This window comes from Flavivirga jejuensis (genome assembly GCF_030540765.1).
GTDB lineage: Bacteria > Bacteroidota > Bacteroidia > Flavobacteriales > Flavobacteriaceae > Flavivirga > Flavivirga jejuensis.
In genome coordinates, this window is sequence record NZ_JAUOEL010000004.1 from 1 (window position 1) to 19808 (window position 19808).

The following is a 19808-nucleotide window of genomic DNA, read 5'->3' on the forward strand; positions in this document are numbered from 1 at the left end:
CCAAGCTGCCCACTTTGTTCGTTGGGGCTTATGATGGTTTTGAAGTTTAATACTTTTTCCTTGTAATTTAATATTCATCATTTCTAGTACTTCTATTTGTTCTTTATCGAAAACCTCTTCTATAGGTTGTCCTCCCTCAGTATCTGCATAAGCTATATTCATTTGTAGAATCTTTAATAGCGCTGTCATTTGCATGATCACCAACTTGCGGATTGCCCAACCATTTTCCAATTCTGTTTCCTCAATTCCAAAACCTTGCTTTTTCAAAATTCGGAACAGTTGTTCGATATACCATCTTGCTCCGTACCACTCTACCATTAGCAAAGCTTCTTCATAATTTTCGATCTTATGAGTGGTCAATAACTTCCAGTTTATGGCTCTGGATGCTTGACTAGTTTCCTTGACTGATATACAGGTCAAGCTAATGGTTGGAGGATATCCTTTATTCTTTAAATTGTTAGGACACTTTATCTCACATGCTTTGAATCGTAGGGCTATTTCTGCTTGTCTCTTATATTGGTTTTTACGACTATCAGTTGGAAGCTCAATAGTATAGGTTCCTGCTATGGGCTCAGAATCGATTTCTTTGTATAGACTATTTCCATTGCTTAGGTTTCTTGTAGTTCTTGAACGTACCAGCAAATGGAATTTTTCATCAGGAACCATGGCAAACTGTTCATAAATATCACCCTCCCTGTCTTCTATGAACGTCACTGTTGCTGCCTCTTTTAAAATAGTTTTACTTGTTTGGGCGACTTCAATCCATTTATAGGATTCCTTTTCTTTTATAGACTGTTGTTTGTAACCTCTTTGAATTCTATCTGGCATATCTTCTGGTCGATGAAAGACTTTGATATGGGAAAACCCTAAAGGGTTTAAGCCCTGAACATCTAATACTAGACCAGGATGTATTTTGAAACAATGCCCTGTATCAGACTTATCGGAACGACCCAATCCACTATTTTCATTGAGTCTTCTCTTGTGAGAACTCAAATTTACTTCACAGGTGTCCTGTAGACATAACAAATGACGACCCTCGGACAGATTGCCCATACGTCTTGAAGATTCATTGATTAAATCTTCTTCCTTTATATTATCATTGTTCAAAAATCTATAATATGCTTTTTGCTCTGCTGTGTTGCTTGCTAGCTGACGAATCGTCGAACTTGGACACCGACTAAGCTTGCTCCATAATTCCATGCCTCGTCGTTCTGAACGCAGATCGCCTAATTCCCCTGTATAATCAGGGTAAAAATGCTGTGGATGAATTGTTTCTCTCATTTGACAAAATTATACATATTTGTGGGTACATCGTAGCTGCCGGCAGGCAGATTTGTTACTTTTCTTTGGACGGGCAAAGAAATCGAAGATTCATGAACTCCTAATTTATCAAATAAGATTTGTGAACTAAAAGTAAATCATCAAATAGAGGTATCTAACGAGTTTATTGAATACCTGATGGTTAACTCATTCAATGATGTTTGGAAACAGAAGCTTTTTAGATGAAACCCTCCTAAATTTCGATTTTATCGAAATTATCCTCCCTTTTGAAAAAAGTGAGGAACGAGTTCGGTTCATATTTTCGAGTACAGTTTTAAATTTTAGTTTTAATCTAATATTGAAATAGACACACACAACTTTTGTACTTGATCCATTATTATGAAACATATCTTTTTTGTTTTGTCATTCCTGCGAAGGCAGGAATCTATATTTTTATGTTAAAATTGCTTATTCTGAGTTAAGTTGTACAGTATTTACTAATAATTTTAAATATACTCATGCTTGTTTTTTTAGTTACATAGATTACGTGATTTTTTTGTTTTATATGTAAGGATTAGATACTTCTAAGACTAATCAAAAATTATTATATATTACAGTTTATTTAACTATTTTAGTATTTATGAATATTATTATTAAATCCACTATTAATACATTACAAAAATCTCAGTATTTATTAAACAATTTGGATGATGAGATACTAAGTAATGCTTCTGTATCTCCTTATAACTCTAGTATAGGCTCTCATTTAAGGCATATTTTAGATTTTTATGATTGTATTTTAAATATTAAGAATGACTGTGTTGATCTAACAGCTAGAAAAAGAGACAATAAAATAGAAACTTGTTGTGATTCGGCTAAAGATTATTTACTAAGTTTAATGGATAGGCTTAGTAGTTTAGAAGAGAACCTTGATAAAACGGTTAATGTGGTTGATGATCTAGGGCTGGGAAAAACAGAAATACCTTATACTTTAGCAGCTTTACTAGCTCAAGCTAATAGCCATACTATACATCATTACGCTATTATAAATTATATATTAGATAGGATAGGCATTATAATTAATGATGCTGACTTTGGTTATAATCCAACGACTCCCAAAAAGACAGCATCATATTAACCTGAATTCGATGTAAGGATCATAGATAAAGGTCAATAAATATGCTAGATTCAACTTATAATTATTATAGACTAGCTAGCTAGTCTATAATAATTTAAGGAAGAAGATGGTATGTTTATTGGTTTTTAGCTTGAAACTAATAGATTTGAATCTGTTTCAGATATCTAAAATTCACTTTATTAAGATAAATGTGTTATAAACAGTATTTTATAAAAACAACCTCATTTTCCTATCGAACTCAGGTTATTAATATTATTTTTTAAACATACTATCTAAGATCGTATTTATGCCTTTAAAAGCTAAATATATGGCTAAGCCACATATAAGGATGGCTACGATTAATATGGGGATGTAAAGAGGTTTTTCTTGATTACTAAAAGCGATGTGAATAAGTAAAGGACCTAAAAACATAGTACCTAAAGAAGCTCCCATTATTTTTAGTCCTTTTGCAAGTACATCCCGATTGGTTTTTTTAGTTTCCATTATTATGATTTTTAATAGCTAAACGCACATTACCGTATTTTGTTAATAATTGTTGCGCTTCCTTTTCAGAAACTTTTAATTCACTCATAATCATTTTAGTCCCTCTATCAACTAATTTATTATTGCTTAACTGCATATCTACCATTTTATTTCCTTTTATATGACCTAGTTGAATCATGGTAGAAGTTGTTATCATATTAAGAACCAATTTTTGAGCAGTACCAGCTTTCATTCTGGAACTCCCAGTAACAAATTCTGGACCTACTATGACTTCTATAGGAAATTGAGCTGTTTGAGATAATGGACTATTGTGATTACATGTAAGGCATCCTGTAACTATATTATTTTTATTGCATGCTTCTAAAGCTGCTATAACATATGGTGTCGTACCAGAAGCAGCAATGCCTATAACAACATCATTTGAGTTTACCTTATATTCTTGAAGGTCTTTCCACCCTTGAGTAGGAGAGTCTTCTGCAAATTCTACTGCGTTTCTAATAGCGGTATCGCCTCCTGCTATAATACCAATAACTAAGTTGTGAGACACTCCAAATGTTGGAGGGCATTCTGATGCATCTAGAATACCTAAACGACCACTTGTACCTGCTCCCATGTAAAATAATCGGCCACCTAATTTAAGTTTTTCTACAATTATTTCTACTAGTTTTTCTATTTGTGGTAACACCTTTTCAACAGCTAAGGGGACTGTTTTATCCTCATTATTTATACTGCTTAATAATTTACTTATACTCATCTTTTCCAGATGGTTGTAGTTGGAATCTTGTTCTGTTGTTTTTGTAAAACTCATACTTCAAAAGTATGAATTAATCGTCAATTTTAATCATAAAGTATGTCATCAACCTCTATTTTTTTATCATTTATAAAATCATAAAGTGTAAGTTGCCTTAATATGTAATAGTCCACCCAAAAAGCTTGTAGAGAATTTAAATATATTACTACAGCTAGATCTTTTTTTTCTTGACTTATATTTAGATCTGTTATCGTTACTTTCCCAAGAACATATCTTTTTTTTGTTATTTCGTAACTTTTATCGGCTATTTCTTTGGCTTTTTGCGATGTTGTTAAAAAATCTCTTTTGCTTGACCAATTAAGTACGTGCAAGTAAATTTCCTGTTCAAATTCTTGTTTGTCTTGATCTATATCGTTGTTTGTTAAATCTAAATTGGCTTCTGCCATTTTACGCTCGGATTTGGAAATACCCCAATCAAAAATTGGAATACCTATACTTAATGAGACAAATTGTTGCTTATTGTAATTATTAAACAAGTTATTAAAATCATTACCGTTTTGAGATATTCCTAAATTAGCAGTTAGATTCATTTCTAGTTTGTTATTTCCTTTAGCTCTAGCCAATTCGTTTTCTGCTTGCAATCTTTTTCTTCTAAATTCTATAACCGCTTTTCTATTGGATTGTGCTTCTTCAATCGCTTTTTCTACATCAACCTCAAAAAGAGGCAGTTCATTAGGCACTCCTAATTCTACATTTTCACTATCTAATTCTAAATAACGAGCTATGTTTTGAGAAGTGCGTTTTAGTTCTATTGTATTTGTAGTTACATTGTTTTTGGAATTTAAGAGCGATAATTCCATTTGTAACAATTCGTTTTCGGCAATTTTCCCCATTTTAAAGCGTCCTTGAGAAATTTGATAAAGGGTATCTTGATTTGATAAGTTTTTTTGTGCAATTTTCAATTGCATTTGCGCTTTAAGCAAGCTAAAATATCGTTGGCATGTATTTATAGAGATTTGTTCCATGGTCTCGATAAAATCTCTTCTTGATTCTTCGTAAATTAAAGGTTCAATTTTTTTATCCCACCTAAAACTGTTATAAAAAAGCGAGTTCTGACTATAGCTAATAGAAAATGGAACCACAGAATAGCTTGTAATATTGCTATTGCCAAAAAGATCCACTTTTTCTAAATTAGAACTTAATGACAAAGTACCTCCTGTATATGGAATATTTTGAGAGAGGGACAAACTACCTGATAATAGCAATTGATTTTGATTAACAAAAATATCTTGTCCAGCATCATTGGTTTGCCTTCTGATGGAATTACTAAACTCAGGCAGTGTTGCATTCAACTTAAGTTGTGGTAGAAAACCCGCCTTATAGTTTTTAAACCGCCAATAGCTTGCTTGATTTATGTTTAAGTTTCTTTTATAATCTGGTGATTGTTTTTGTGCTATACTGATAGCTTCTGTTAGGGTTATTCTTTTTGATTGCGAAAAGGCAATCAATGGTAAAATAACAATTAATAGTAAGAGTGTGTTTTTCATTTTTATTCTGATCTTAAAGCTTCAATGGGGCTTTTGTTTGCTGCTGCTTTTGCTGGTAGAATTCCGAAGATCAAACCAATAATTACTGCAATAAAAAAGGAAATTAATATAGAATTTAGGGAAAGAATAGTTTCTATACCAGAAACAATTTGAATCCCATAAGCACCAATAATGCCTACGATAATTCCAACAACCCCACCACCCACACTAATAAGGATAGATTCTGATAAGAATTGTAAAATAACATCTTCTTGAGTTGCGCCAATAGCACGTATAATCCCTATTTCTTTTGTTCGTTCTAAAACGGATGCTAACATAATATTCATGATGCCAATACCGCCTATGAGTAATGAGATCCCTGCAATAATACTTAATACAATATTGAATATTTGTTTGGTTTTTTGTTGTTGTTTCAACAATTGAATGGGAATGGTAATTTCAAAATCAAGAACATCATTATGTCTTCTTTTTAGCATTCTACTCAAAACCTCTGCTGTTGCTTTTAGCTCATTAGAGTTAGAGACTTGTACTGTTAATTTATCAATTTGATGATAATTTCCTCTGGGAATTCTCTTTTTCGGGCCATTTTGATCACGTCTATTATTACTTGTATCGTCATTATCAGTAATTATTTTTCTATCTCTATAGCGAACTAAAAATGTTTTAACAGGAATAAAGACGTCTTGGTTTAAATCTCTAATCCCTAAATTTTCCTGAGCTTTATCTGAAATTAATTTTTCTTCTATAATACCAATTATTTGTAACCAAACATCTTTAACTTTAATTTGTTTACCCAAAGCACTTTCTCCTGTGAATAATTTTTTTTCAACTTTTCTACCAATAACACAAACAGGTAGAGCATTATTAGCTTGGTATTTGGAAAAGAATTTTCCTTTTTCTATCTCAATATTTGAAGATTCTAAAAAAGAGGAGGTGACTCCAATAAGCCTCACAGAATTTTGTCTGCCGTTATTGATAACATAGGTATTTAAAATAATTTCTGGACTTACAATTTTAACACTAGGGATATTTTTCTTAACGCTTAAGGCATCTAGCATATCCAGACCTTTTGAGAATCGTTTAGTCTCTTTATTCTCATTATCTGTATCATCTTCATTGGCGTTAGGGTTTTCATCATCTGGTATAGGAGTGACCACTATATTATTAACACCTACTAATTCTAATTGGGATAGTATTTCTTTTTCGGCGCCATTGCCTATAGCCAACATGGTAATAACTGCAGCAACACCAAAAATAATTCCCAGGGCGGTTAAAAAAGTTCTAAATTTATTGGTTTTGATCGAGCGATACGCTTCTGTAAAATTAGATCTTAATTTTTCTAAAAGTATTTTGTCTATCATTAGTTGTCTAATAATGTTATACTTTCATCATCTGTATCTTCTGGTTTACTTAAATACACCGTTTCGTTTTCTTCTAACCCTTTTACAATTATGACCTCTTCATTATTGGATACCCCAAGTTCTACTTGTTTTTTTTGAATAGAGTATCCCGATTTTACATAAGCAAAGCTAATAGAGTCCTTTGTGAATATGGCTTCAAGTGGAACAGTTAATACATCATTTTCTTCGTGGGTTAATATTCTATTAGAGGTTGTCATGCCAGGTTTAATATTGGTATTGGTTTCGTTTAATTTAATTAAGACCTGAAATAATTTAATGTCTGACCCCTTCTTGTTTTCACCCACATTTGCAACTTTTGTGATTTGGCCTTCCAATTCAATATCAGGAAAAGCATCAAGACCAACTTTTACTGGAAGCCCTTTTTTTATTTTTCGAATATCTACTTCGTTACTATAGGTCTTAGATTCCATTTTTGTTAAATCTGGTAAGCTTGCTATGGCAGGTTCCCAGGGTGATATAGTAGATCCAACCTTCTTCTTATTACCATTCCATTCTTTAACATAAGTGACCATGCCTGCATCTTCAGAATAAATCGTAAATTCTTTTTGTAATTTTTTTAACTCATCTATCTTTTTTTTGATTTTAGAGACTTCGGTGCCTACTTGAATCATTTTTGCTTTGGCTTGTCTTTTTTTGATTGCATAATCTTCGTTTTTCTCCTTTAGAGCCCGTTCATTTTTTTCAACTTTTATTTCAAGTTGTCTAATAGTGGCAGGTGACTCGTAAATTGACTGTGCTAATTCAAGTTTATTTTCTTCTATACTAAATTGAAGATCTTTAATGGCATTTCGTTCTTGTTTTAAGGTAAGCGTTGTGTCAAGTTGTTGTTGTGTGTATTTAGATTGTGTACTTTCTAAATTCAACATGGCATCATTAATTTTTCCATTTACTTCTGAGGCATCAAGTTTTCCTATATACCCACCTTTTTTCACAACAGTTCCCTCTGGTACTAGATCTTGAATTTTAAGCTGGTAAATATTAAATCTTCTAGCGTTAATAGGGCCATTGATTTTTTTAGAACTTGTAGATTGTGCCTCGCCAGAAATAAAGAGTTCGTTTACGAATTTACCTTTTGTAACTTTAACGGTAATAGGCTTATTTTCATTGTTGTTATCGCCAAAAAGAGAATATGATACTATAAGGATAACAATAAAAACCCCAAAAAGGGCAAGTTTTTTTTTAGACATGATTATTTTTTTGATTGATGAGACTCAAATTTAGTTTAAAAAATATCTTAGTATACTGCTGTATTAGTTAAGATATTCATAAAAAAGGCTGCCAAATAAAAGCATTTCTATTTTAAAAGAACATTAATATGTAGATTTTAATAAAAGAATAGGCATCAAGAATTATGCCATTAGTCTTAAATAAAATGTAAGCTGAATTATGAAGAAGGAGTAGTTGTATTAGTGTTATTAAGTGTTTAAGAAAATATTTAAAGCACTTATTTAATGGTATATGTAAAAACTGAAACTTCTGAAACTTTGAAATACCCGAGTGGGTAGTTCTCTGGGTTTGTTTGATTGATACAATTACCTCTAACTGTTGCTGGCTGTGTTTCGAAGGGGGTTCCAGGGTCTGTATCACTTTGTTGAAGTAAGATATTTAAATATTCGAAAAAACGTTTTGAAATCCCTGAGTTTCTTATTATTAGTTGATCACCAGCTGAAAGGTCTTCATTTGAATAAAATCCAAAAATTTGATTTCCGTCTGTGAATTCATCATCATAAACTTCAAGGTTAAGTGAATTCGAATCGAAAATGCTAAATTCAAATAAATAATAGTTTTTAATATTTTCGGGATCTGTATAATAAGCTTTTATTTCGGTTTCCTCTCCTGAAAATCCACCATTGTCTTTTTGTTCAACAAAATCAATTGGTACGACAGGTATTAATCTTTCTGTGGCTGTATAAATTTCATTATTATATGATATAGTAAGATTATAAGTACCATTAATCACGGGAATGAACGTGTTATTTATGTAAATCCCAGTATTTTCTTCTTCAATAAAATTAAAAATATTATTATTTAAATCTGTTACGGTAACTGTAGCTCCAGATGCTGGAGGAATGTTACTATTAAAATATGGAGCAGTAAGGGTGAGTTGAATCAATTGTTTCTTTCCTAGAGTTTCATTAAACCAGTTTAGTGAGGCATCTATCACAAGTCTTGGTTCTGCCGTTTTTAGATCAACATCTATAACATCTTCACAAGACGTCATGTATAAACCTATAACTACTATGTATATTAATTTTTTCATTAGCTTATAGTTTAAAATTATAAGATATTGATGGTACAATTCCGAATATTGATAATCGTGTGGCTTCATTAGTTCTTGTGTTCGTATTTTGTCCAAAAGAAATGGATGCTGCATTTTTACGATTGTAAATATTATAAATTCCAAAGACCCAATTGCTTTGCCTTCTTTTAGTGTTTTTTCGTTTAGGTGTGTAGGAAAAAGAGATATCTAGTCTATTATAGGATGGCAATCTATCTGAATTTCTATTATTATAATTGGGGATAGTGATACCATTGAATAAATAGCGTCCATTTGGAAATGTTCCAGGTTGCCCTGTTTGGAATAGAAAATTAGCATTAATCTTCCATTTACTATTCCAGTTATAGCTTCCAGTAAATGAGATATCATGAGTTTTATCGTAAGGATTCTTATACCAGTTACTATTGTTAATTCCTAATTCGGTTGGTGTTCTGCCTTTTGTTTGTTGCTCAGATCTTGATAGGGTGTATGCTAGCCATCCTTTAAACCGTCCTTCGTTTTTTCTTAAAAGAAATTCCAGACCATATGCTCTAGCTTTACCATTTAAAACAACTTGTTCTATTGCATTATTTGCAATTAGGTTAGCACCATCTATATAATCGATTCTGTTTTTTACTGATTTATAAAAGCTTTCTAATTCTAATGAATACTTATTATTGTTGAAATTTTTAAAATATCCTATAGCAAATTGATCTAATAATTGAGGTTTTACATATTTGCCACTAGGTGTCCAAATATCCAAAGGGGTAGGTGAGCTGGTATTTGAGAGCAGATGCAAATATTGACTCATTCTGTTATAGCTTAATTTTACAGAGCTATTGGTATGGATTTGATAGGCTAATGATACTCTGGGTTCAAGATTGAAAAACTTAGCTATAACCTCACTTCGTTTAAAACTTTCAGTACCAATTGGGTCTGCTTTTTCATAAATTTGAAAATCGGTATTAAAAAGGACTGCTTGATCATTCTCATAAATGTTTAATTCGTCTTGCCCTAAGCGAAGAAAAGAACTAAGGCGTAAGCCATAAGCTAGTGCAAATTTATCTGATACTTTTTGCTCTACATCCATGTAAATAGCATTTTCAAAAGCATATTTATCTATAAGTTTAAATGGATTTATTCCAGAGGATGCAACGGTAGGGTTTATTTCTCCTGGATTAAATTTATAATAGATAGTGTTTAGTCCGTATTGGAGTTTTATTTTATCGTTTAAATAGTGTTTGAAGTCATATTTTAAATTAAAATTCTGAATTCCAGAAATCCAATCAAATTCAACAAAGTTTAATTTTAGATTGTAGTAATAATCAGAATAAATTAAAGACAGGTTTGAAAAGAGTTTATCTGAGAATAAATGATTCCATCTAAAGTTTAAAACAGAATTCCCATAAGTGTTTTCAAATGTATCATCGACTCTAAATACATCTCGTCCAAAATACCCTGATAGATATATGTTATTTCTATTATTTAATTTATAACTCAATTTAGTATTTAAATCGTAGAAATACGCAATATTATTATTATCAAAAAGGGGTAAAAATAAATGGGCATAACTTGATCTACCTCCAAGAAGGAAAGATCCTTTTTCTTTTTTGAAGGGACCTTCAATAAGTAATCTACTAGAAACGATACCAATGCCACCATTAGCATGAAATTCTTTACTATTTCCTTCTTTTTGATAGATATCTAGAACAGACGAGACTCTACCACCGTAACGTGCTGGAATTCCTCCTTTATAGAGACGAAGATTTTTTATGGCATCTGGGTTGAAAACCGAAAAGAATCCAAATAAATGTGATGAATTGTAAATAGTGGCTTCATCTAAGAGTATTAAATTTTGATCTGCAGAACCGCCTCTAACATTAAAGCCAGACGCCCCTTCTCCTGCATTGGTTACGCCAGGAAGTAATGTAATAGCTTTAATGATGTCTGCTTCACCAAGAACAACGGGTATTTCTTTTATTGAACTAGATGTTAGTTTGTTAATACTCATTTGGGGGGCTTTTATATTGAGTTTCCCAATGTTTTCGGTAATAACTATTTCATTTAAGTTTTCTAATGCATTGGTTAAATTGAAGTTTTTAATAATATCTTCAGAAAGTATAATGGTTTCAGATTTAGTAATAAAACCTAAATAACTAATAACAATGTTGTATGTGCCTTCTGGTAATGTTATGGAATAAAACCCATATTCATTTGTGGCCATTCCAGCTTGAATCTCTGGAAAAAGGATGTTAACTCCAATAAGGGTTTCGTTACTTTTTTCTTCTAAGATGGTACCACTCAAAGTAAATTTTTGTTGAGCGTTTATAAATGAGATATTAAAACATAATGTGAAAAGAAACCATAATAATAGGTTTTTCATTTAATAGCATTTTTTATAAAAATATAAAAAAAGCCCCTAAAAAGGAGCTTTTCAATATTCTTTATGAAAGAAGTGGTTTAAACTACTTCCAATAATAACTTCTGTAATATAGAATTTAACGTTTTACTAGGTCTCATTACTTCATTAATAAGGGTTTCATTAGGTTCATAATACCCGCCTATATCTGTAGCGCTTCCTTGTACATCATGTAATTCTTTTACAATGTCAATTTCACTATCTGCCAATTGTTTAGCAATGGGAGTAAACTCTGCTTTTAAATCGGCATCTTTTGTTTGATTTGCTAATTCTTGAGCCCAATACATTGCTAAATAAAAATGACTTCCTCGATTATCTAATTCTCCAGCTTTTCTTGAAGGGCCTTTTTTATTTTCTAATAATTTATCGGTAGCATCATCTAAAGTTTCTCCTAAAATTTTTGCTTTAGCGTTATTGTTAATGTCGCTAAAATGCTCTAGAGAGACTGCTAATGCTAAAAATTCACCTAAAGAATCCCAACGCAAGTGGTTTTCTTCTAATAATTGTTGTACGTGTTTTGGTGCAGAACCTCCAGCTCCAGTTTCAAATAAACCACCACCATTCATTAATGGAACTATCGATAGCATTTTGGCGCTTGTACCAACTTCCAATATTGGAAATAAATCTGTTAAATAATCACGTAGTACGTTACCAGATACAGAAATAGTATCTTTTCCTTCTATAATTCTTTCACATGTAAAAAGGGTCGCATTGACAGGAGATAAGATTCTTAAATCTAATCCGTTTGTATCGTGATTTTTTAAATAATGAGTTACTTTTTTAATTAATTGGGCATCGTGGGCTCTATTTTCATCCAACCAAAAAACGGCAGGTGTTTGTGAAGCTCTTGCTCGAGTTACAGCTAATTTTACCCAATCTTGAATTGGAGCATCTTTAGTTTGGCACATACGCCAGATATCTCCTGCTTCAACAGCATGTTCTAATAATAAATTTCCAGAGGCATCAACAACACGAACTGTACCACTAGATGCTATTTCAAAAGTTTTATCATGAGATCCATACTCTTCTGCTTTTTGAGCCATAAGTCCAACATTAGGAACTGTTCCCATTGTGGTAGGATCAAAAGCACCATGTTTTTTGCAAAAATCTATAGTTGCAGCATAAATTCCTGCATAGCTACTATCTGGAATAACGGCTTTAGTATCTTGTAATTTGCCATCAGCATTCCACATTTGACCAGATGTACGAATCATTGCTGGCATAGAGGCATCAATAATAACATCACTCGGTACGTGTAAGTTAGTTATGCCTTTATCACTATTTACCATGGCAATAGCAGGGCCGTTTTGATAAACAGCAGCAATATCAGCTTCAATTTCATTACGTTTAACTTCAGGTAGTTCTTTAATTTTACTTATAAGATTACTAACACCAGAATTAACATTAATGTTTAATTTTTTTATGATATCGGCATGTTTTTTAAATACATCTTTATAGTACGATTTTACAGCGTGACCGAATATAATAGGGTCACTAACCTTCATCATAGTTCCTTTCATATGTAAAGAAAACAGCAAATTATTTTCTTTAGCATCTGCGACTTGTTCGTCTAAAAATGAAACAAGTGCCTTTTTACTCATAATTGTAGCATCAATTATTTCTCCTTTTAATAAAGGGAAACTATCTTTTAATATAGTAGCACTACCATTATTGTCTATATACTCTATTTTTATACTTGTTGCTTCAGGTAAGGTTATCGATTTCTCATTATGAGCAAAATCTCCAGATTCCATAGTTGCCACGTGCGTTTTAGAATCACTAGTCCATGCCCCCATAGAATGCGGATTCTTTTTAGCATAATTCTTTACAGCTTTTGGAGCGCGCCTATCTGAATTTCCTTCACGAAGTACAGGGTTTACAGCACTACCTTTAATTTTATCGTAGCGTGATTTAATATCTTTTTCTGCATCATTTTCTGGTTCGTCAGGATAATTAGGAATACCAAAACCTTGTGACTGCAATTCTTTTATAGCACCTTTCAATTGTGGGATTGATGCACTAATGTTAGGTAATTTTATAATATTAGCTTCTGGTTTTTTAGCCAATTCACCAAGAAATGCTAGATCGTCTGAAACCTGTTGGTTTTCATTTAAAAAATCTGGAAAAACGGCTAAAATTCTAGCAGCTAAAGAGATGTCTTTAGTTTCTATATTAATTCCTGAAGATTTAACAAATGCTTTTACAATAGGTAAAAATGAGCGCGTTGCTAAAGCTGGAGCCTCATCTGTTTTTGTATAAATAATTTTAGACATTGGTGTCGTTTTTTTTGAATTATTATAAAGCTAAAAAGATGTATGTAAGTAGATTCGTTTTTAGCCTTGCGAATATACAAAAATGCATGATTAAAAATGTTTAAATATTATATGAAAAGCGATTAAAAGGGGATAGATTTAATAGAATAGCAAAAAAGAATGCGTAGAGTAAGGATTTAATAAAAAAATAAGCGTGAAGTTGTAAAAGAACAAAAGCCATATCACGAAAGAACTGAATCTTCTTTGACATGGCTTTCTTTGAAATAACATAACGTGATCTAATTAGTATTGCTACTAAATCAATTTAAATTTGCATTTAAATCTTTTCAATTCAAGTGCTATTATTTCAACGAAACAGTTTAGTAATTTTCAATATGTATTGACCTATCACTAAAAATGTTTCTGTTAATCGTTTTTCTTGATGCTATTAACCGCACTTTTCGTTTTCACGTTAAGTTTGTTTAAAGCATTGCTTGCATTACAACATGCACTTTCGCTTCTGTTGCTTTTTAAGCTTTCAATTACACCAGTTGCTAACTGCTTTCACATTTAGGACTTCTTGTAATATCATGGTCTTTAGCTCTCGCACGCATACACGTGGCGCAACAAAACCTCAAAAAACAATTATAATAAAGAACGTTACTTTATTTAGAATATAATATAAATTCATGTTACCGTGAAACCAACCCAAGGTTGTTATTATTTCTTTAGCTAATATAGAAACAGAAATTAAAAAAACAAATTTTTCAAGATGTTAGATATCAACCATTTATAAACCATACTTATCAACTTTTGTTAATAAAAAAAGCCTTGATGTACATCAAGGCTTTTAAATAATTGCTTTTACAATAAATGGTAAATAATGAATATTTGCCTCTTGGTAATTTTATGTTATTGATAACAACGTCGGTAGAGGTTTCGAAAACTGTGGCATCATTTGCTCCAGTTCGCCATATTTTATTGTAGGGCACGAGTTTATTCCAAACTTTTCTTTCTTTCACTCCAGGTGAACTATAAATCAACTTGATTTGTGCTGATCCTATCTTGTTCTCTACTGTGGTAAGGGGCTTTATACGAGTGTTGTTCTAAAACGATCAATTTTGGATAGGGTTACATTGGGTAAATATCTAAAAAACAATATTTTATGATTTGGGTGTGTTTTTTGAGCGGATTCATATTTAAAAAATAAATATGAGTGTAATAGGTATTTAGAGCCCTCAACTAGATAATTATCATGACATTGAGGTTAAGGTTAAGATTAATGGAATAAAGAAGCAGTATAATTACAGGGTAGAAATTTTTTATTGGGATGAGTGCCCTTATCCAACTGATGATAGGGTGGAGTGTATCAAACAATTGATAACTCAAAATAGGAACGAGAGCCTGGTTGCGAATTCCCCCAGATTTGGGTTACGGAAGTATTGCAAGAGGGTCTATTCCAGCAAATGCTGTTTTTGTATTTTGAGATTGAAGTGATAAAACAATAGTGAAATCATAATTGATTCATGCAATTTTTTGAACTAGTTGATGGAAAAGTAACACTGGATCGTGATTGATGAATAATTTAGCATCGGAACTTGCGCTGGAAAGGTAATAAAGTAATAGTGTCATTCGAGACGTCACCAATCTGATTAGCATACTTCCACTTATTTTGATCCATGATATATTGGCGTGCGGGTTAATTGTATAGAATATCCAAAATAAAGTACTCTTCAGTTCTAAGAACCATCAAGAAACAACGTTATAGGTTAAAAGCTGGATCACAGATCCTACGATAAAGTCCGCGATTGTAAATCACGAACAGCTTGAGAAACACGAACAGCCTGAGTTTATAATTTCTTACAAGTCCTTATTATTAATCCTTATTGTAATCAGCTAAACTACTAGACTCCTCTGGAGCTAAATACTTCTCTACTCCTACTAACTTACCAAGCTTGGGTATATGCGAAGGCGTATAATCTCCTACCTCTTCTAACCCTTCATCTTCCTCCCAAAAAAAATAAGAGACAATCTTTAACCCTTCATCACTCTCAGCTACTACATAAATCATACTATACATAGATTCGTAATCTTCATCTTTCTCACTATCTCCTGTATAACATAAATAAATCACATCCTCTTTCAATACTCGCTTAATAACATCTCCACACTTAGGACTTTCATATTTCTTGATCTGGAACAATGAACGCTTTTGGACTTTTTCCAAGTTAACTTTAATTAATTCTTTAAAGCGATATTTCTCTAGCTCTCCCTCTGACCTACCAATATCAATAACATCAATGATTGTATGAGTGTAATTATGTATTGTAGAATCAAATTTTTTACACTCAGCATCGCTAATACTCTCATCATACCTCATCCTATTTGACTCAAATTCGAACTTCAAAAAAGAATCAATAAAGGCTTTCATTTGTTTCATATCTATTTTTTTGTACCAAATAATAAATCAATCTCGTGGAGAGGGAATACTCTTTCTTGCAATGGAGTACCTCCTTTATCTGCAACCGTAATACCGTCTGGCTTATCTGAGTTTTTTTTAGTCGCTGCTTTATAACCTTTGATTTGATTTCCTTCTCTATCTTCTACAATCTTAGCTTCATCGTAAGACCCAACTGAATCTTTATGAAGTACTGTTGCTGCTACCTTATCATCTTCACCTCCAACTAAAGTAACATCCTTATCCAGATTATTCGGTTTGATGGTGATTTTAACATCCATATCCCCATCTTTGGTTTTAGCTTGAAACTGCCTTTCATCAGTGGTGAGTTTTCTCCAGCTACTAATGTACCCTTCCAATAGAATGCCCAAATCTTTTCTACCTACCAAGTAAGCAAGAACAATACCTCTTTGTGCTTTAAATAATGGACTTAGATAATAACCTTCAAGTTCATAATTTCGGTTCATGTATTGTTCTATGGCCTCTAGGTTATTGTATTGCTCAAAAAAAGGCCCAATGTACTTTTCATAGTCCAAGTAAAAGTTTTGCAGCACCTGATCAGCATCGTCCAGGGTCATTACCTTGTTCTTGTGAAAGTACGAAATTTCCTTTAAATTAGTTAATGTTGTAATCAATGGACTATGATCATCACTACTAAATTCTTTGGTTTTCTCATCGAACTCCTTGCTAACCTTGTTCACAGCATCAGACCCTATTGTGGCACTGAAATTCAGCCAACTACCTGCTGTTCCGTAATAACTAATGACTATTCCAAACTGATTAACACCTATGTCAGAACAAATCAGGAAATCCTCTTTCTTTTTCTTGAACCCCTTTGGTTTCAGGAAAGTATTCACTTCTTGCAGTAGATACTTTCTTAAATCTGTTTTTTTTAACATAGTTATAAGTTAATCATTGGAATTCCCCGATACTTGCGTCGGGTGTAGCGTAAAGATATGTAATTTTGGTATTATGAGTGGTCATATTCATAAGAATCATAATAAGAGTTTATTATTGTATCATTTGGTTTGTCCTATAAAATATAGGAGAAAATTTTTGACACCAGAAGTTTCACAAACGTTACGAAATCCAGAGGACAGAACAATTCTAAGGGTAAAAAACGAAATATGGCAGGTTGAAAACGGATCACAGATCCTACGATAACCGTTCGAGATTGTAAATCACGAACAGCTTTGGTTCTATATGGGATCCATGCCTCCAAGGTTTAAATCATAGTAACTCCTTTAAAAAAAAAGCTATTCACTTCTAACCAGAATCTCGACAGGGTTTTAGTAACACCATTTTGTAATCGGCTTTGACTAAAGGACTAGTCTAATATAGTTGTTCTTGGGTTTTTTATAAGCCTGCGCCTTATTGAGAGAAAGACGAACAGCCTTGGTGTGCATTTTGATGGAAATGCATTACAAATACTACAGTTTCCAGTGCAATTGTAAATGGGTACGCGTTACACTTTCGCTAAACGCGCACCAGTGGGTGCATTCATTTTAAGAACCTAATCCAGTTGTGACAGGATCATTAGATGTGGTATAAGCTTCAGAGCTTCCATATTCCCTAACTTCTCATCGCCCCCTAAAGCCAACGCTGGAACATAAACCACTGCTTCATCGTGAGCTATTGGACCGAACTTATCTACTACAGCTAATTCTACTTCACCGTAAAATTGCTTCTTCCACATGTAATTTGTAGAAACATCATCATCTAAAAAGAAAGCAAACTCATCACTTTTAATTATCCTTTCTCTTGTATGAACATTAAGATAAACAATAACAGGGCGGCCTACTACGTCTATCCATTCCCACAAAAACAAACTACCTGTAGCTGTCCTCCCAAACACAATTGCCTTATGACTAACCTCTTTAAATTGTCTTGCAACATCATTATATTCATCTGGATTTACTAACCAAAAGAGGCCGTTCCCAAAACTTGCAAAACCATATTTCTCCCACAGTTTAACAATAATATCTTCAGTATCATCTCTACCCATAAACACCTGCGAATACTTTTCTAATGTATCATTTGATACAGCAGTAGTTAGGTTAGGTTCACCAAAATATTCAAAGAACTCAGATATTTTCTCCATTATTAAGTTGTATTTTTAGATTCATCATTGCATTTTTAGCCAGCTTACATGAGTTATTTTCTTCCTTCTTAATTTGATTGTATTGCTTTTCAGTTTCTTCTGGGGCGTTCTTGGGTTTTTTATAAGCCTGCGCCTTTATTGAGAGAAACACGAACAGCACGGTAATTCTAAATATCAGCATTGTAATGCTTGAGACCATCAAAGCTTTCTACTGGCTCTTGATATCGTTCTATAGACTCAGGACTCCCTAAACTATCAAAAGTTAAATCTCTGTAACCTGATTCAATCCCCCATTTGTAGGACTTTTTGCTAGTGTTCTCTCTTGAGTAACCATACTTAGTAGCAATTTTTAAATCATCTCCCTCTTGAACTATAATCATAGCCTCATTAAGTATTTTATGATTAACATCTGGGTTTCGCACCGAGGTGTAACACACCCAAACATCACCATATTTCTCATGCTCATATCGACTAATCTTGAACAAATGACGAGGGATATCATCTGGGGTACCTTCAAACATTTCATAAACATCCTCGTCATCTAATTCATTTATGATTTGATAACCCCAAGCACCTTTTAAAGTATCGGTAAAAAAGGAATTCAACCTCTCAACTGACTCATTATAACTATCTAAATCTGGAACTCTTTTTAAAGTAGCTGTACGAGACTCTACTTTAAAAAAATCTTCTATGAAAACTTTAATTTTTTGCATTTTTATCTATTGTTTTTTTAACGCATCCTTTAAATGAGTATCCTCACCTATTGATTGATCAAATGTATACGGTATAGATGTAGGGGCTGTTCCACTCACATTTTTTAACACAGCCTTACCAACTACATACCGAACAGACTTACAAAACTTAGGATCTCTTTTCTTTCCTAAATCAGACACCAAGCTTTTTAAAATATCTTCCTTTTCTACATCACTTGCTTTCATAGCCGCAGCGGTCTGCGACCTAATCTTATCAGCAATTTTACTATCTGTAATTTCTTTCCATTCGGATATAACTATAGCATTAAACGTTATATACTCCCTTTTGCATATTTATCCTGCTCTACTTCCAACTCCCTAACAATACGTTTTTCTATAGCTCCCATTACCTCCTTATTGTAGTATTCAGATATGGTCATTTGCCCTTCTTTTTGGTTATTTTATATGTACTTATTACTCCCATTCAGCATCTCCCCATCGGTCAATTAACTCCCAGTCCAACTCTGCTAATAGCGGACGTAATTTTCCTAAATCTATACCATAAAGATATTTATCGTAGTCTTTTGGATAGATAGTTATTGTTTCGGGAATACTAAGTGCATCTTCAACGTCGATATTATTTGGGTCGGGAATTAATATTTCTCTTGTCGGTATAACGTCATATCCTGAAAAGTATCCGTAATGAATAAACCATTCTACTTTATTAAACGGTATATGAATTTCAGTATTAAAACTAGAAAAAACAGCTTCCATTACTTCTTTGAAACTAGTAACAATACCTATTCCGTTATTACTCTTTATTTCTGTTAAAACAATAACTACTCTAGATTGATCATTCCATAAATAAATACGAAATAAACAATGAGAAACTGTATTCTCACCATTAATCCAGTGAAAAATACTACTGGTTTGAATATACTCACCAAAAGTGTTTTTAATGACTTTACCAGGTGTGTGATTCATAACTAGATTACTTGTCTTTAAATTTTACTTTCAGCTTCAATTGCG

17 protein-coding genes are annotated in these 19808 nt (G+C 32.6%); 1 reads left to right on the plus strand and 16 read right to left on the minus strand.

Features of this window, described 5'->3' with window-relative positions; translation table 11 throughout:
* Positions 1–1281 (minus strand): IS4 family transposase (locus tag Q4Q40_RS11605; protein ID WP_303301976.1); only part of this gene is annotated, 1281 nt, incomplete at its 3' end.
* Positions 1282–1900: 619 nt separating this feature from the next.
* Here Q4Q40_RS11605 and Q4Q40_RS11610 point away from each other — a divergent pair.
* Positions 1901–2398 (plus strand): DinB family protein, encoded by a 498-nt coding sequence (locus Q4Q40_RS11610; protein WP_303301977.1) that lies wholly within the window; start codon positions 1901–1903, stop codon positions 2396–2398.
* A gap of 252 nt (positions 2399–2650) precedes the next feature.
* Here the strand turns inward: Q4Q40_RS11610 and Q4Q40_RS11615 are convergent, their stop codons facing one another.
* From Q4Q40_RS11615 to Q4Q40_RS11680, 15 genes are all read right to left on the minus strand, one after another.
* On the minus strand, positions 2651–2881 hold the full coding sequence (locus tag Q4Q40_RS11615; protein WP_303301978.1) for a DUF6095 family protein: 231 nt from the start codon (positions 2879–2881) through the stop codon (positions 2651–2653).
* Positions 2871–3689: an N-acetylmuramic acid 6-phosphate etherase gene (gene murQ / locus Q4Q40_RS11620; RefSeq protein WP_303301979.1), complete on the minus strand. Its 819-nt coding sequence runs from the start codon at positions 3687–3689 to the stop codon at positions 2871–2873. Before murQ ends, Q4Q40_RS11615 begins: the two co-directional genes overlap by 11 nt.
* Positions 3690–3718: 29 nt before the next feature.
* Complete coding sequence (locus tag Q4Q40_RS11625) at positions 3719–5179, minus strand: TolC family protein (RefSeq protein WP_303301980.1); 1461 nt, start codon at positions 5177–5179, stop codon at positions 3719–3721.
* 2 nt (positions 5180–5181) lie between these two features.
* Positions 5182–6540, minus strand: a complete 1359-nt coding sequence (locus Q4Q40_RS11630; RefSeq protein WP_303301981.1) for an ABC transporter permease — start codon at positions 6538–6540, stop codon at positions 5182–5184.
* On the minus strand, positions 6540–7787 hold the full coding sequence (locus Q4Q40_RS11635) for an efflux RND transporter periplasmic adaptor subunit (protein WP_303301982.1): 1248 nt from the start codon (positions 7785–7787) through the stop codon (positions 6540–6542). The genes Q4Q40_RS11630 and Q4Q40_RS11635 overlap by 1 nt, the downstream gene beginning before the upstream one ends.
* 257 nt (positions 7788–8044) lie before the next feature.
* Positions 8045–8860 (minus strand): DUF4249 family protein, encoded by an 816-nt coding sequence (locus tag Q4Q40_RS11640; RefSeq protein ID WP_303301983.1) that lies wholly within the window; start codon positions 8858–8860, stop codon positions 8045–8047.
* A gap of 4 nt (positions 8861–8864) precedes the next feature.
* The gene (locus Q4Q40_RS11645; RefSeq protein ID WP_303301984.1) at positions 8865–11240 is read right to left on the minus strand and encodes a TonB-dependent receptor; all 2376 of its coding nucleotides are present in this window, start codon (positions 11238–11240) and stop codon (positions 8865–8867) included.
* A 77-nt stretch (positions 11241–11317) separates the two neighbouring features.
* On the minus strand, positions 11318–13549 hold the full coding sequence (locus tag Q4Q40_RS11650) for an NADP-dependent isocitrate dehydrogenase (protein ID WP_303301985.1): 2232 nt from the start codon (positions 13547–13549) through the stop codon (positions 11318–11320).
* Positions 13550–14334: 785 nt separating this feature from the next.
* Positions 14335–14622, minus strand: a complete 288-nt coding sequence (locus Q4Q40_RS24080; protein ID WP_367892783.1) for a DUF2911 domain-containing protein — start codon at positions 14620–14622, stop codon at positions 14335–14337.
* 782 nt (positions 14623–15404) lie between these two features.
* The gene (locus tag Q4Q40_RS11655; RefSeq protein ID WP_303301986.1) at positions 15405–15968 is read right to left on the minus strand and encodes a hypothetical protein; all 564 of its coding nucleotides are present in this window, start codon (positions 15966–15968) and stop codon (positions 15405–15407) included.
* 2 nt (positions 15969–15970) lie between these two features.
* Entirely contained in the window at positions 15971–16843 is an 873-nt protein-coding gene (locus Q4Q40_RS11660) for a hypothetical protein (protein WP_303301987.1), read from the minus strand.
* A 656-nt stretch (positions 16844–17499) separates the two neighbouring features.
* Complete coding sequence (locus tag Q4Q40_RS11665; RefSeq protein WP_303301988.1) at positions 17500–18087, minus strand: GAD-like domain-containing protein; 588 nt, start codon at positions 18085–18087, stop codon at positions 17500–17502.
* Between the two features lie 167 nt (positions 18088–18254).
* Positions 18255–18800 (minus strand): hypothetical protein, encoded by a 546-nt coding sequence (locus Q4Q40_RS11670; RefSeq protein ID WP_303301989.1) that lies wholly within the window; start codon positions 18798–18800, stop codon positions 18255–18257.
* Positions 18801–18806: 6 nt separating this feature from the next.
* Entirely contained in the window at positions 18807–19025 is a 219-nt protein-coding gene (locus tag Q4Q40_RS11675; RefSeq protein ID WP_303301990.1) for a hypothetical protein, read from the minus strand.
* 228 nt (positions 19026–19253) lie between these two features.
* Entirely contained in the window at positions 19254–19763 is a 510-nt protein-coding gene (locus tag Q4Q40_RS11680; RefSeq protein WP_303301991.1) for a hypothetical protein, read from the minus strand.
* Positions 19764–19808: the final 45 nt, after the last annotated feature.

Coding starts and splice junctions, on each gene's coding strand:
- Q4Q40_RS11610 (WP_303301977.1), top strand. CDS start 1,901: ATGAATATTATTATTAAATCCACTATTAATACATTACAAAAATCTCAG.
- Q4Q40_RS11675 (WP_303301990.1), bottom strand. CDS start 19,025: ATGAAAGCAAGTGATGTAGAAAAGGAAGATATTTTAAAAAGCTTGGTG.
- Q4Q40_RS11630 (WP_303301981.1), bottom strand. CDS start 6,540: ATGATAGACAAAATACTTTTAGAAAAATTAAGATCTAATTTTACAGAA.
- Q4Q40_RS11680 (WP_303301991.1), bottom strand. CDS start 19,763: ATGAATCACACACCTGGTAAAGTCATTAAAAACACTTTTGGTGAGTAT.
- Q4Q40_RS11635 (WP_303301982.1), bottom strand. CDS start 7,787: ATGTCTAAAAAAAAACTTGCCCTTTTTGGGGTTTTTATTGTTATCCTT.
- Q4Q40_RS11655 (WP_303301986.1), bottom strand. CDS start 15,968: ATGAAACAAATGAAAGCCTTTATTGATTCTTTTTTGAAGTTCGAATTT.
- Q4Q40_RS11625 (WP_303301980.1), bottom strand. CDS start 5,179: ATGAAAAACACACTCTTACTATTAATTGTTATTTTACCATTGATTGCC.
- murQ (WP_303301979.1), bottom strand. CDS start 3,689: ATGAGTTTTACAAAAACAACAGAACAAGATTCCAACTACAACCATCTG.
- Q4Q40_RS11650 (WP_303301985.1), bottom strand. CDS start 13,549: ATGTCTAAAATTATTTATACAAAAACAGATGAGGCTCCAGCTTTAGCA.
- Q4Q40_RS11665 (WP_303301988.1), bottom strand. CDS start 18,087: ATGGAGAAAATATCTGAGTTCTTTGAATATTTTGGTGAACCTAACCTA.
- Q4Q40_RS11615 (WP_303301978.1), bottom strand. CDS start 2,881: ATGGAAACTAAAAAAACCAATCGGGATGTACTTGCAAAAGGACTAAAA.
- Q4Q40_RS11670 (WP_303301989.1), bottom strand. CDS start 18,800: ATGCAAAAAATTAAAGTTTTCATAGAAGATTTTTTTAAAGTAGAGTCT.
- Q4Q40_RS11640 (WP_303301983.1), bottom strand. CDS start 8,860: ATGAAAAAATTAATATACATAGTAGTTATAGGTTTATACATGACGTCT.
- Q4Q40_RS11645 (WP_303301984.1), bottom strand. CDS start 11,240: ATGAAAAACCTATTATTATGGTTTCTTTTCACATTATGTTTTAATATC.